Genomic DNA, 13,665 nt, shown 5'->3' with positions numbered 1-13,665 from the left:
TGCCGCTTTTGGTGATCCTGATGGGGATTGCGGCGCTGGCCATGTTCGTGCCCGCCGCACATGCGCTGGTGCTGGGCACGCATGCCGTGGCGCGGCCGTTCTTTTACGGCGGCGCGGTGCTGCTGATCTTTACCGCGATGATCGGCATCGCCACCGCGAATTACCACCCGCGCAACGTGGCGCGCAGCCATCTGGGGGCGCTGCTGGGGGCCTATCTGGTGCTGCCGGTAATGATGGCGCTGCCGTTTCATCAGGCGGTCCCCGACACGTCGCTGCTGAACGCCTGGTTCGAGATGATGTCGTCCTTCACCACCACCGGGGCCACGCTTTATGACACCCCGGGGCGGCTGCCGCCCTCGGTGCATCTGTGGCGGGCGCTGGCGGGCTGGCTGGGCGGGTTTTTCGTGCTGGTGACGGCGGTGGCGGTGCTGGCCCCGATGAGCCTGGGCGGGATTGAGGTGATCACCGGGCAGGCCCCGGGGCGCGGCGCGGTCGGCACCAGCCAGATCACCCGCATCGCCGACCCGTCGGAACGCATCACGCGCTATACGCTGGCACTGTTTCCCGCCTATGGCGGATTGACGCTGGCCTTGTGGGTGTTGCTGCTGGTGGCGGGCGAGGATGGGCTGACCGCGCTTTGTCATGCCATGGGCACGCTTTCGACCAGTGGCATATCGCCGGTGCAGGGGCCGGGCGGGTCTACCTCCGGGCTGGCGGGCGAGACGCTGATCTTCCTGTTCCTGATCGTGGCCGTCAGCCGCCGCGCCTTTCCCGGCGCGGTGATGGTAGACCGTTCGACCCCGTTCCGCCGCGACCCCGAGGTGCGGATGGCCGCATTCTTTCTGGTGGCGGTGCCGCTGGTGCTGTTCCTGCGGCACTGGCTGGGCGCCATCGAGACGGAAGAGGTGCAGAATCTGGCGGCGGCGGGCCGCGCGCTGTGGGGGGCCTTGTTCACCACCCTGTCGTTCCTGACCACCACCGGATATGAAAGCGCCGACTGGGATGCCGCGCGCAGCTGGTCGGGGCTGAACACGCCGGGGCTGATACTTTTGGGGCTGGCGTTGGTGGGTGGCGGGGTGGCCACCACGGCGGGCGGGGTGAAGCTGCTGCGGGTCTATGCGCTGTTCCGCCATGCCGAGCGGGAACTGGAGCGTATCGTGCACCCCAATTCCATCGGCGGCGAGGGGGCGACCGCGCGGCGGCTGCGCGGGCAGGGCGCCTATGTGGCCTGGATATTCTTCATGCTGTTCGCCTTTTCCATCGCCATTGTCACGGCGGCACTGGCGCTGGCGGGCATCGGTTTCGAACCCGCGCTGGTGCTGGCCATTGCCGCGCTGACCACCACGGGGCAGCTTGCCAACATGGCCGCCGAAGTGCCGATTGCCTGGGCGGACCTCGGGCCATGGGCCAAGGCGGTGCTGGCCGCCGCGATGGTGCTGGGCCGGATGGAGACGCTGGCCATCCTTGCGCTGCTGGCGCCCGACGGCTGGCGCAAATGACACGCGGGTGTAAGCCCTGTTAACGGGCTGTTTTTTGGGCTGGAATCTCCCGCAGTTGCGTTTCATACTTGGTTCTGCACCGTCGGATGACAGCCGGAAAAACGGGGTAAAGGACGCGGGACCAAAAAAAGGCAAAAAAACAATGGCTGCCGATAAACAGAATTTGCAGGACGCCTTTCTGAATCATGTCAGAAAAGCGAAAGTTCCGGTGACGATATTTCTGATCAACGGGGTGAAGTTGCAGGGCGTGATCACCTGGTTTGACAATTTCTGCGTGCTCTTGCGCCGGGATGGCCAGTCGCAGCTGGTCTACAAGCATGCGATATCCACCATCATGCCGGGCGCGCCGATCAACCTTTATGAAGGTGAAGACTGACATTGACCGATCCCGAGGACGGTGACGACGGGGCACTCGCGGCCCTGTTCGACAAATTCGACGGCTCCACCAAGGCGGAGCCGATGCGCGCCTATGTGCTGCATCCCGATCTGAAATCCGACCGCTCGCGCCGCCTGCCCGAACATGGGCTGGCCGAGGCCGTGTCTTTGGCCGCCGCCCTGCCCGACATGGACGTGGTGGGGGCCGAGGTGGTGCGGCTGGGCAAACCGACGCCCGGCATGCTGTTCGGTTCGGGCAAGGTGGAGGAGCTGAAAGCGCGGATGGCGGCGCTGGATGCGGGGCTGGTGCTGGTTGACGGCCCGGTCAGCCCGGTGCAGCAGCGCAACCTGGAAAAGGAATGGGGGGTGAAACTCCTCGACCGGACCGGGCTGATACTGGAGATTTTTGCCGATCGCGCCCGCACACGCGAGGGTGTGTTGCAGGTGGAATTGGCTGCCCTCAGCTATCAGCGCACGCGGCTGGTGCGGGCCTGGACCCACCTTGAGCGCCAGCGCGGCGGTTTCGGCTTTGTCGGCGGGCCGGGGGAAACCCAGATCGAATCCGACCGGCGGGCGATTGACGATCAGGTGCTGCGCATCAAGCGGCAGCTGGACAAGGTGGGCAAGACGCGCGAATTGCACCGCGCGGCGCGCCGCAAGGTGCCGTTTCCGCTGGTGGCGCTGGTGGGTTACACCAACGCCGGAAAATCCACGCTGTTCAACCGGATGACCGGGGCCGACGTGCTGGCCAAGGACATGCTTTTCGCCACGCTGGACCCCACGATGCGGGGCGTGACGCTGCCGGGCAGGGATGGGGCTGCGGGCCGCAAGATCATCGCATCCGATACCGTGGGGTTCATTTCCGACCTGCCGACGCAACTGGTTGCGGCGTTTCGCGCCACGCTGGAGGAAGTTCTGGAGGCCGACCTGATCCTGCATGTGCGCGACATCGCCCACCCGGAATCGGCGGAACAGGCGGCGGATGTGATGGATATTCTCACCTCGCTGGGGGTGAAGGCTGCGACGCCGCAGTTCGAGATCTGGAACAAGCTGGATCTGGTGCAGGGCGTGATGCGCGACGCGCTGGTGGCGCAGGCCGCGAAATCTGACCGGATATTTGCGATTTCCGCGCTGACGGGCGAGGGGCTGGACGGGCTGTTGTCCGCCATTTCCACCGTGTTCGAGGAAGTGACCCGCGACGAAACCCTGATCCTTGGCTTTGCCGATGGCCGCCGCCGCGCCTGGCTGCATGCCGAAGGTGTGGTGCAGGACGAGGTGCAGGGCGATGAGGGCTATGCCCTGACCGTGCGCTGGACAGAACGGCAGGAAGGCCGCTACCGCGCGCTGTAAGCGGTGCGCGGCAGGGCGAAATACACCGAATCGCACCATTCGTCGCGCCATTGCAGCGTGCGTTCGGCGCGGCGGGTTTCATGGAACCCCATCTTTGCCAGCAGTTTCTGTGACGCGGCGTTGCGCGGATCAGCCTCGGCTGTCAGCGCGTCCATGGTGTGCCGGGCGAACAGATGCGGAATGACGGCGCGCAAAGCCTCATCCATCAGCCCTTTGCGCCAGTGGTCGGGGTGCAGGATGTAGCCGATCTCGGGCAGCCGCCAGGCGCCGGCCTTGCCGATCACCGTGCCGTCATATTCCAGCAGGAATTCATCCGACTGGCCCGCTGCCCCCGCAGCGATCGTGTCGGCCAGAAACGCCTGGGTCTGCGCCAGAGTCTCATGTTCGGGCGTGGACCAATAGCGCATGGCGGCAGGGTGCGACAGCACGCGGTGCAGCGCCGCCAGATCATCGGGCCTTGCGCGGCGCAGCATCAATCGAGGCGTCAGCAGGATCATTCAGGGGACAGCCGGGTGATGCCCACCGCCGCCGCGCGCGCAAGCTCCGGGTCCAGCGACATGGGAATGTATTCGCCGCGCCGCCACAGCTCGCCCAGATTGTCGTAATAGCGCGACAGCGGGTGGCCTGACTGGCCGGTGGCGCTGATGAACACCGAACTGTCGGGGTCGGCGAAATCATAGACCCCGCGATAGCCGCCGCCATGCACGTTCAGGAACGGGTCTGGCAGACTGCCCTTGGTGCGACCGCGCATCAGCGTGTCGTCGCCGCCGCTGGTGGATTGGCGGATGTTGACGAAATAGCGCAGCAGGGGCACCTCGCCCAGAACCGGATGGTCGTGGGTCGCCTGATGCGCGTCGCCCCAGCGCCAGCTTTCGATGTTCGGGCCATAGCGTTCGGTCAGCGCCAGCAGCGCGTCATCCAGCGCCAGCCGGGCAATCTCGGTGCAGGTTTCCACCGGCGATGACTGGATGATGTCGCACCACACCGCCGCGCCATCAGTGTTGCGGAACACCCGGTCGATGAACACGGGCTCCACATGGGTGAATTCATCGGCCATCGGGCCCAGTTCATCCCGGATCAGCCGGTCCTGCACCGCGCGCAGCCAGGCCATCGTGATCAAGGGTTCGGGCAGATGTTCGTTCATCTCGCCGTTCCATTCTGCCAGGATCTCCAGCGCGCGCTGGCGCAGGCGTTCGGGTGTGCCATCGGGTGCCGCCTCGCCGGTGAACCACAGATCAGCGGCGATCAGCGGCAACAAGCCGCGCGCCATGACGCTGACGGTATCCAGCTGCGCCTCGATGAAGCTTTCGCGGGTATGCACCTCGCGGGTTTTCATCAGGCCCAGCCAGCGCTGGATGCGCTGCGTATCGCCCCAGTCAAACGACACATGCTGCGGGAAGGGGCGATCCACCGTCTTGTTGTTGGTGTTGCCCAGAATGCCGGTTTCGGGGGCCTGAACCCGCGGGTTGTCGGTGTAGGGCAGGGTGCCTTGCCAGCGGTTCGCCGCAATCCAGCCGGGGCTGGGCAGGCGGCCCTGCGACTGGTGCGCGGCGTCACGCGCGGGCATCTGCCCGATCATCTGGAACGCGATCCCGCCCCGGTCGGCCAGCATCAGGTTCTGCGACGGGGCCACGAACAATTCGCCCGCCGCAATCGCCTGATCGGTGGTCTTGGCCGCCATCAGCCGCATCGCCGAGGTCATCGAGGTGTCGGCGGGGCTGAAGGCCGTCCAGGCCAGCGACGCCACATGGCCGGGCGGCGTGACCGAGGCCAGATCATAGTGGGAACCCGGCAGCACCGGGCCGTTGTCGGTCCAGCGCAGGGTGATGGTGACGGGTTCTGCATCCTTCACCGTGATGATGGAACGCCGGGTTTCGAACGCCTTCCAGCCATCGGGGGTGCGGTATTCCTCGGTGTTGGCGGGGTTGACCTCTTCGATATACAGATCCTGATCGTCGAGATAGCTGGAGGTCAGCGCCCAGCCAAGATCCTCGGACCGTCCCGCAAGCACCACCGGCATCCCGGGGATGGTGGCCCCGATCACCCCGCCCGATTGCAGTTCCAGCCGCGCCAGATACCACAGCGTCGGCGCGGTAAAGCCCAGATGCGGGTCATTGGCCAGCAAAGTGCCGCCCGCCGCCGACCGCGTGGGGGCCGCAGCCCAGGAATTCGACGCCCCGGCAAAGGCCCGGCGGTGAAACGGCGACAGCGGGTCTTCGGCCATGCGCAGGGGTTCAAAGCTGGGCCTGACGCCCGGCACAAGGCTGGCGTAATCGGGCAGGGTGGTCACGCCAGTGCCCGGATCATCCGGCAGGATGTCGCGCAGCCGTGTGTCGGGCAGCAGCAGCGACATCCGGGCGCGCAGCACCTCGGATTCCAGATGCGACGACAGTTGCAGCGCCATCAGCTTGATGATCGCCAGCGAATCCGCCGGCTGCCAGACCGCGATCTCGTTGGAAAACAAAAAGAACTCCGGCGCACCACGGCCCCGCGCATCGGCATTCACCTGGCCGATCCAGGCGTTCACGCCATTGGCATAGGCCTCCAGCGCGGTGCGGGTGGCCGCATCCTGCGCATCCAGTGACCGGATCGCCAGATTGTAGATGTCGAACCGCCGCAGCAGTTCGTCGATCTTCACCGTGCGCTCACCAAACACCTCTGACAGCCGCCCCTGCGCGGTGCGGCGCAGCATGGTCATCTGCCACAGCCTGTCCTGCGCATGGGCGAACCCCAGCGCATAGAACACATCGGCATCGTTCGCGCCAAAGATATGCGGCACATTGGCGTTGTTGCGCACGATCTCCACCGGGGCGGTGATGCCCGGCAGCGCGAAATCCTCGGAATAATCGGGCAGGGACCGTGACAGGAAGTAATAGCTGAACATCAGCGCCAGCAGGCCCAGCACCACCAGCCCCGAAAACAGACGCAACAGCCAACGGAAGATGAGCATCATGGTGTGGGGCCTGTTCTTGACGGCGAAGGACAGATCGTTACCTAGTCGATCCCGGACCAAGGGGCAATTGCAGGGGCGGCGGAATGGCGAAAGTTGCATTCATCGGGCTGGGGGTCATGGGCTTTCCCATGGCGGGGCATCTGGTGGCCAAGGGGCATCAGGTGACGGTCTACAACCGCAACCCGGCCCGGGCGGCGGAATGGGTGGCCCGGCACGGGGGCACGTCACAGGCGACGCCAGCCGGTGCGGCGGCGGGGGCGGAATTCGTGATGACCTGCGTGGGCAATGACGACGACCTGCGCGCGGTCTGTCGCGGGCCGGAGGGGGCCTTTGCAGGCATGGCGCCGGGCGCGGTGCTGGTCGATCACACCACCGTGTCGGCGCAGGTGACGCGCGAACTGGCGGCAGAAGCGGCAGGCCTGGGCCTTGGCTTTGTCGATGCGCCGGTATCGGGCGGGCAGGCGGGGGCGGAAAACGGCGTGCTTTCGGTGATGTGCGGCGGCGCGGAGGCCAGCTATGCCGCTGCCGAGCCGGTGATCGCCGCTTACGCCCGCATCTGCCGCCGTCTGGGCGACAGTGGCGCGGGCCAACTGGCCAAGATGATGAACCAGATCTGCATCGCCGGGCTGGTGCAGGGTCTGGCCGAGGCGCTGGCCTTCGGCCAGAAGGCGGGGCTTGATGGCCGCGCCGTGGTCGAGGTGATTTCGCAGGGGGCGGCTGGCAGCTGGCAGATGCAGAACCGCCACGCCACCATGCTGGACGGCAAGTTCGACTATGGTTTCGCGGTGGACTGGATGCGAAAGGATCTGGGCATTTGCCTTGCAACGGCGGATGACATCGGGGCAAGCCTGCCCATTACCGCGCTGATCGACCAGTTCTACAAGGACGTGCAGCAGATGGGCGGCGGGCGCTGGGATACTTCGTCGCTGATCAAGCGGCTGACGCGCTGAGGCGGTGGTGCTGGAACGGCGCATCGTCACTCGCGACACCCTGTTTGCGCTGATGCACCTGTCGGTTCATCCCGGCCAGCGCGACCTTGTGTCGTCCAACATGAAAACCTTTGCCGAGGCCCCGTTCGAGCCGGGGTCGCGGGTCTGGGGGCTGTGGCTGGGTGCGGTGCCGGTCGGGCTGATGGCCATGGTCCATCCCCGCGAATACCCGTTCCACAAACCGGATGACGATCATGACGCGGCCTATCTTTGGCGTCTGATGATCGCCGCCGAACATCAGGGCCACGGCCATGGCCGGACGGCCATCGGCATGGCTGTTGCCGTGGCGCAGGACTGGGGCTGCCCGCGCCTGACCTGCGGCGTGAGCGATGTGCCGCACAGCGCGCAGGGGTTTTATGAAAGCCTGGGCTTTCGCTGGACCGGGCGCTGGGAGGAAGGCGAAAAGGTGATGTCGATGAACATCACCCCCCGGGCCTGACGCACAGCCTTACGGAATGATCCGCGTGTATTTCACACCGGCCAGCGTGGCCCCTGCGATCAGGCCCGACTGGCCAAACACCAGCGCGATCACCGGCTCGATCTCGGTGGTTTCCTTGCCAAGGCTCGCACCCTGTTCCGGCGTGGCATAGCGCACGTCGGCCCCGGCGGCCCAGCCGCTGCCACGGCGGAAATCACCCAGCGCGCCTTCGGTCATGAAGAACAGCGCATGGGCATATTGCTGTGCGCCGATCTGGAACCCGATGGTGGCGCGGGTGGTGGAATAATAATCCACCGTCACGTCATTGATGCGCAACGCGCCGCGCCCATAGGCCCCGCCGATGCCGAATCCCGCCTCTGTGACCAGCGGCATATACAGCACGCCGAATGCCTGACGCGACAGTTCCTGCGTGCCGGGATAGCGGCTGAACAGGAAATCGCGCGTGGTATCGACCCGCGCGTCGATGGTCTGCGCGCCGTTGCCGCCCACGCCGTTGCCGCAGGCTGCCAGCGCCAGCGACGCCCCGATGCCGCCCAGAAGAATGCGTCTGTTGACTGTCATATCACTACCCTTTACCGCCTCTGGCCGGGGTGGACACGCCTGCCCCGGTCCGGTTCCGGGGTCTTGTGCCCCTTGGCGCGCATGTTACCGCAGTTTGCCGCGCCTGTCATCGGCGAGATCGGCAAAATGCCGCAGGCTGGGCAAGAGTTTGCCCCTGCGTTCAGGTAAGGCCGCTCAAAAGCCGCGCGGCGGCAGGGGCAAAATAGCTGAGGATCCCGTCGCAGCCCGCGCGTTTGAAGCCCATCAGGCTTTCCATCATCGCGGCCTCGCCGTTGATCCAGCCACGCTCGGCCGCACCCCGGATCATCGCATATTCGCCCGACACCTGATAGGCATAGGTCGGCACGCCGAACGTGTCCTTCACCCGGCGGCAGATATCGAGATAGGGCATCCCGGGTTTCACCATCACCATGTCGGCGCCTTCCATCAGGTCACGCTCGATCAGGCGCAGGGCCTCGTCGCTGTTGGCGGGGTTCATCTGATAGGTTTTCTTGTCACCCACCAGACGCCCGGATGCCCCCACCGCATCGCGGAACGGGCCGTAGAAGGCGCTGGCATATTTGGCGGCATAGCTGAGGATCGCCACATCCTTGTGGCCCGCCCCCTCCAGCGCCCAACGCATCGCGCCGATGCGGCCATCCATCATGTCAGACGGGCCAAGGATGTCGGCCCCCGCCTCGGCCTGCGCCAGCGCCATCTTCACCAGCGCCTCCACCGTTTCATCGTTCAGGATGATGCCATCGCGCACCAGCCCGTCATGGCCGTTGATGTTGTAGGGGTCCAGCGCCACATCGGTCATCACGGCAATCTGTGGCACGGCGGATTTGATGGCGCGGATGGCGCGGTTGGCCAGGTTGTCGGGGTTCCAGGCCTCGGCGCAATCCTCGGTCCGCAAATCCGCGGCGGTGTAGGGAAACAGGCAGACGGCGGGAATGCCCAGTTCCGCCGCCTCTTCCGCCGCGCGCACCACCCGGTCAACCGACAGCCGCGCCACCCCGGGCATGGAGGCGATGGGTTCCACCACATCCACCCCGTCGCGCACGAACAGCGGCCAGATCAGATCGCCGGGGGCCAGCAGGTTTTCCTGCGTCAGCCGCCGCAGCGCATCGGTGCGGCGGACACGGCGGAAACGGGCGGCGGGATAGGCGGCTTGGATCGGGCGCATGGCGGACTTTCGGCTGGCGGATCGGTCGATCTGGCGCAAGATGTGGCGCGGGGTTGGGCAACCGCGTGGCAGACCTGCGCCCGGACGCGAATATTTCCTGCCTGCCATGGAAAAGCGCGTGGCTCAAGAGTAGGAATGCCGGGAAGGCGCTGCCGGGGGGCAAAGGTGCCGGTGAAACAGGGGCAGGGCCGCGTTGGAATGGTATGAAACGGTATTCGAGTTCATTGACACGCGGTCGTTCTCGAACATGTGGTTCTGGATCGCGCTGGCGGTGTTGTGGTCCACGGCAAGCCACTGGGTGCTGGGCGTGCCCTATGACCTGATCCTGCGCGCCAAACGCAGCGGCGGGCGGGTGCAGGCCGATATGGAAAGCATGGTGCGCATCAACGCTGACCGGATGCTGTATATCGTGCGGCGGGCGGGAATGTGGCTGGTGGGGCTGGTGGCCATGCTGGTGTCGGCGCTGTTCCTCTTGGGCTTTGTCTATGGGCAGGAATTCGCGCAGGCGGTGTTCTGTCTGATGGCCCCGATGACGCTGGTGGGCGGCCTTACGCTGCGCGCCGCTGCCCGGGTAGAGGCGTTGCGCCCCGAAGGGGCCGACATGCACCGCTTGCTGTTGCACCACCGGCTGACCACGCAGGGCATCGGCATGGTGGCGATCTTCTTTACCGCGCTCTGGGGCATGTATCAGAACCTGTCGGTCAGTGCGCTGTAGCGGTGGCCCGGGTTGACGCGGGCGCAGCGTCGGATAAGTCAGGCGGCATGACACAGGTTTCGCGGATCATTCTGGGCGGCGCGCCCGAGGGCTTTGATGCACGGCTTCTGGCCCGCGAACTGGCACGCGGTGTGCCGGTGGTGCATGTGGCCCGCGACGACAAGCGGCTGGAGGCGATGCGCGCCGCCCTGGCGGTGATGGCCCCCGGCGCGGTGGTGCTGGAACTGCCGGCCTGGGATTGCCTGCCCTATGACCGCATCTCGCCCAACCCCGACATCTGCGCGCGCCGCATGGCCACGCTGGCGGCACTGGCGCATGGCGTGCCGGGGCCGTTCATCCTGCTGACCACGCTGAATGCCGCCACCCAGCGCCTGCCTGCGCGCGAGGTGTTGCGCGCGGCGTCGTTCAGCGCCCGCGTGGGTGACCGGGTGAACGAGGGCGTGTTACGCAACTATCTGGCGCGGATGGGGTTTTCGCCTGTCACCACGGTGACGGAGCCCGGCGATTTCGCCATTCGTGGCGGGATCATCGACATTTATCCGCCGGGGCGGGGTGGGCCGGTGCGGCTGGATTTCTTTGGCGACGTGCTGGACGGCGCGCGCCGGTTCGACCCCGAAACCCAGCGCACCACCGAAAAGCTGACAGTGGTCGAACTTGCCCCGGTGTCCGAGGTGATACTGGACGAGGCCGCGATCAGCCGGTTTCGCCAGAACTACCGCGTGGAATTCGGCACGGCGGGCACCGATGACCCCTTGTATGAGGCGGTGACGGCAGGCCGCAAGCATCAGGGGATGGAGCATTGGCTGCCCTTCTTCCACGCCCGGCTGGAAACGCTGTTCGATTTCCTGCCCGAAGCGGCGGTGATGCTGGACGATCAGGTGACCGCCGCCCGCCTGTCGCGCTGGGAAGGCATCGCCGACCAGTATGATGCAAGGCGCGAGGCGCTGACGGCCAAGGGGCGGCTGGATACGGTCTATAAACCCGTGGCCCCGGATCTTTTGTATCTGGATGACGCTGCGTGGGAGGCGGCACTGTCCGTGCACCGCACCGTGCAACTATCGCCCAACCCACAATCGCCCGGGCCGGGGGTGCTGGATGCGGGCGGGCGCATGGGCCGCAGCTTTGCCGCCGAACGCCAGCAGGAAAACATCAGCCTGTTCGGGGCCTTGGCCGATCATCTGAAGGCGTTGCGCGACGACCGGCAGGTGGTGATTGCAAGCTGGTCCGAGGGTGCCCGCGAACGGCTGAAAGGGCTGATGGAGGATCAGGGCGTGCTGGGCGCCACCCCGATCCGCGATCTGCGCGAGGTGCCCGGCCTTGAGAATGGCACGGGCCGTGGCGGGCTTTATCTGCTGGTCTGGGCGCTGGAACAGGGGTTCGTCGCCCCCGGGCTGGCGGTGATTTCCGAACAGGACGTGCTGGGCGACCGGCTGGTCAGCAAACCCAAGAAACGCCGCAAGGCCGAGAATTTCCTGCGCGAGGTTGACACGCTGTCACCCGGCGATCTGGTGGTGCATGTCGAACATGGCGTGGGCCGCTACATGGGGCTGGAGACGCTGCGCGTGCCGCAGATGCCGTCGAACAAGCCCGGCCCGCCACATGATTACCTGCTGATCCACTATGCCGAGGAGGCGAAACTCTATCTGCCGGTGGAGAATATCGAGCTTCTCAGCCGTTATGGCCATGAGGAGGGCCTACTTGACCGGCTGGGCGGTGGGGCCTGGCAGGCGAAAAAGGCCAAGCTCAAGGAACGCATCCGCGAGATTGCCGACCGGTTGATGCGCATCGCCGCCGAACGGCAGTTGCGCCATGCCCCCGTTCTGGAAGCCCCGCATCAGATGTGGGAGGCGTTTGCCGCCCGCTTCCCCTATCAGGAAACCGATGACCAATTGTCGGCCATCGCCGATGTGGTGGCCGATCTTGAGGCGGGCCGCCCGATGGACCGGCTGGTTGTGGGCGATGTGGGCTTTGGTAAGACCGAAGTGGCCATCCGCGCCGCCTTTGTCGCAGCCATGGCGGGCATGCAGGTGGCGGTGATCTGCCCCACGACGCTGCTTGCCCGCCAGCATTTCCGCAGCTTTGCCGAGCGGTTCCGGGGCTTTCCCATGCAGGTGCGGCAACTCTCGCGTTTCGTTCCGCTGAAAGAGGCGAATGCCACCCGCGCCGGTCTGGCCGATGGCACGGTGGATATCTGCATCGGCACCCATGCACTGCTGGCCAAGGGGATAAAATTCAAGAACCTCAGCCTCTTGGTGATCGACGAGGAACAGCATTTCGGCGTGGCCCACAAGGAACGGCTGAAGGAAATGCGGTCCGAGGTGCATGTGCTGACGCTGACCGCCACGCCCATTCCGCGCACGCTGCAACTCAGCCTCACCGGGGTGCGGGATCTGTCGATCATCGCCACCCCGCCGGTGGACCGGCTGGCGATCCGCACCTATGTGTCGGAATTCGACACGGTGACGATCCGCGAGGCCTTGCTGCGCGAACGCTTCCGGGGCGGGCAGTCGTTCTATGTGGTGCCGCGCATCAGCGACCTGCCGGAAATCGAGGATTTCCTGAAAACCCATGTGCCCGAGGTCAGCTATGTGATCGGCCACGGACAGTTGGCGGCGGGTGATCTGGATGACCGGATGAACCAGTTCTATGACGGCAAGTATGACGTTCTGCTGGCCACGACCATCGTGGAATCGGGGCTCGACATCCCCACCGCCAACACGATGATCATCCACCGCGCCGACATGTTCGGCCTGTCGCAGCTCTACCAGATCCGGGGCCGGGTGGGCCGGGCGAAAACCCGCGCCTATGCCTACCTCACCACCAAACCCCGCAGCCCGCTGACCCCGCAGGCCACCAAGCGGCTTCGCCTGCTGGGCTCACTCGACAGCCTTGGCGCGGGGTTCAACCTGGCCAGCCATGACCTTGACCTGCGCGGCGCGGGCAACCTTCTGGGCGAGGAACAGTCGGGCCATATCAAGGAGGTCGGCTACGAGCTTTACCAGGCCATGCTGGAGGAAACGATCGCCAAGCTCAGGTCAGGCGAGATTGGCGGGCTGACCGCCGCCGATGACCAGTGGGCACCGCAGATCAACCTTGGCGTGCCGGTGCTGATCCCCGAGGCCTTTGTGCCCGATCTGGACGTGCGCCTTGGCCTCTACCGGCGCCTCTCGGGCCTGACCACAAAGGTGGAGCTGGAGGGTTTCGCCGCCGAACTGATCGACCGTTTCGGCGAACTGCCGCGCGAGGTGAACACCCTGCTTTTGGTGGTGCGGATCAAGGCGATGTGCAAACGCGCGGGCATCGCCAAGCTGGATGCCGGGCCAAAGGGCGTGACAGTGCAGTTCCATCAAGACAAGTTCGCCAACCCGGCGGGTCTGGTGGATTTCATCAAGACCCAGCCCGGCGCGCGGATCGCGGGCAACAAGATCGTGCTCCTCAGCGACTGGTCGACCGAAGGCGAACGGATCAAGGGCGCCTTTGCGATAGCCCGCGATCTGGCCGAGAAAGTGGTGAAGCCCAAGGGCTGAGGCCGCAGGTTCATGCCCACATGCGCCCATGTCCTTTCTTCATTTTCTGTCCACAAATATCCCACGGGAGGGGTCCGGGGAGGGTGTGAAAC

At 65.7% G+C, this 13,665-nt stretch carries 11 protein-coding genes; 7 read left to right on the top strand and 4 right to left on the bottom strand.

The genetic code is table 11. The features are described from left to right. Window positions 1-20 precede the first annotated feature (20 nt). The 3 genes from GEU84_RS02260 (at window position 21) to hflX (ending at window position 3,224) form a co-directional block, all read left to right on the top strand. Window positions 21-1,499, top strand: a complete 1,479-nt coding sequence (locus tag GEU84_RS02260) for a TrkH family potassium uptake protein (protein ID WP_420899262.1) — start codon at window positions 21-23, stop codon at window positions 1,497-1,499. Between the two features lie 142 nt (window positions 1,500-1,641). Further along, window positions 1,642-1,875, top strand: a complete 234-nt coding sequence (gene hfq, locus GEU84_RS02255; RefSeq protein WP_054303569.1) for an RNA chaperone Hfq — start codon at window positions 1,642-1,644, stop codon at window positions 1,873-1,875. Window positions 1,876-1,877: 2 nt separating this feature from the next. Then, complete coding sequence (hflX, locus tag GEU84_RS02250; protein ID WP_420899258.1) at window positions 1,878-3,224, top strand: GTPase HflX; 1,347 nt, start codon at window positions 1,878-1,880, stop codon at window positions 3,222-3,224. On the opposite strand, the gene GEU84_RS02245 is transcribed toward hflX, so the two are convergent. Then, complete coding sequence (locus tag GEU84_RS02245; protein ID WP_217438496.1) at window positions 3,209-3,697, bottom strand: GNAT family N-acetyltransferase; 489 nt, start codon at window positions 3,695-3,697, stop codon at window positions 3,209-3,211. The genes hflX and GEU84_RS02245 overlap by 16 nt on opposite strands. A 20-nt stretch (window positions 3,698-3,717) precedes the next feature. Next, window positions 3,718-6,177, bottom strand: coding sequence for a penicillin acylase family protein (locus GEU84_RS02240; RefSeq protein ID WP_152823859.1), 2,460 nt, complete (start codon window positions 6,175-6,177; stop codon window positions 3,718-3,720). An 83-nt stretch (window positions 6,178-6,260) separates the two neighbouring features. Here GEU84_RS02240 and GEU84_RS02235 point away from each other — a divergent pair, with 83 nt between their 5' ends. Further along, window positions 6,261-7,127: an NAD(P)-dependent oxidoreductase gene (locus GEU84_RS02235; RefSeq protein WP_152823858.1), complete on the top strand. Its 867-nt coding sequence runs from the start codon at window positions 6,261-6,263 to the stop codon at window positions 7,125-7,127. 7 nt (window positions 7,128-7,134) lie between these two features. Continuing rightward, entirely contained in the window at window positions 7,135-7,605 is a 471-nt protein-coding gene (locus tag GEU84_RS02230; protein ID WP_152823857.1) for a GNAT family N-acetyltransferase, read from the top strand. Window positions 7,606-7,614: 9 nt separating this feature from the next. Here GEU84_RS02230 and GEU84_RS02225 read toward each other — a convergent pair whose 3' ends face one another. Both GEU84_RS02225 and hemB read right to left on the bottom strand, forming a co-directional pair. Further along, on the bottom strand, window positions 7,615-8,166 hold the full coding sequence (locus tag GEU84_RS02225) for a lipid-binding SYLF domain-containing protein (protein WP_152823856.1): 552 nt from the start codon (window positions 8,164-8,166) through the stop codon (window positions 7,615-7,617). 160 nt (window positions 8,167-8,326) lie between these two features. Further along, entirely contained in the window at window positions 8,327-9,331 is a 1,005-nt protein-coding gene (gene hemB, locus GEU84_RS02220; protein ID WP_152823855.1) for a porphobilinogen synthase, read from the bottom strand. A 193-nt stretch (window positions 9,332-9,524) separates the two neighbouring features. Here hemB and GEU84_RS02215 point away from each other — a divergent pair, with 193 nt between their 5' ends. Both GEU84_RS02215 and mfd read left to right on the top strand, forming a co-directional pair. Further along, entirely contained in the window at window positions 9,525-10,046 is a 522-nt protein-coding gene (locus tag GEU84_RS02215; protein WP_152823854.1) for a component of SufBCD complex, read from the top strand. Between the two features lie 47 nt (window positions 10,047-10,093). Then, complete coding sequence (gene mfd / locus GEU84_RS02210) at window positions 10,094-13,573, top strand: transcription-repair coupling factor (RefSeq protein WP_152823853.1); 3,480 nt, start codon at window positions 10,094-10,096, stop codon at window positions 13,571-13,573. Window positions 13,574-13,665 lie beyond the last annotated feature (92 nt).

Source organism: Fertoeibacter niger (assembly GCF_009380135.2).
GTDB lineage: Bacteria > Pseudomonadota > Alphaproteobacteria > Rhodobacterales > Rhodobacteraceae > Fertoeibacter > Fertoeibacter niger.
The sequence above is the reverse complement of the archived record's forward strand: the minus strand, read 5'-3'. Positions and strand labels throughout refer to the sequence as shown.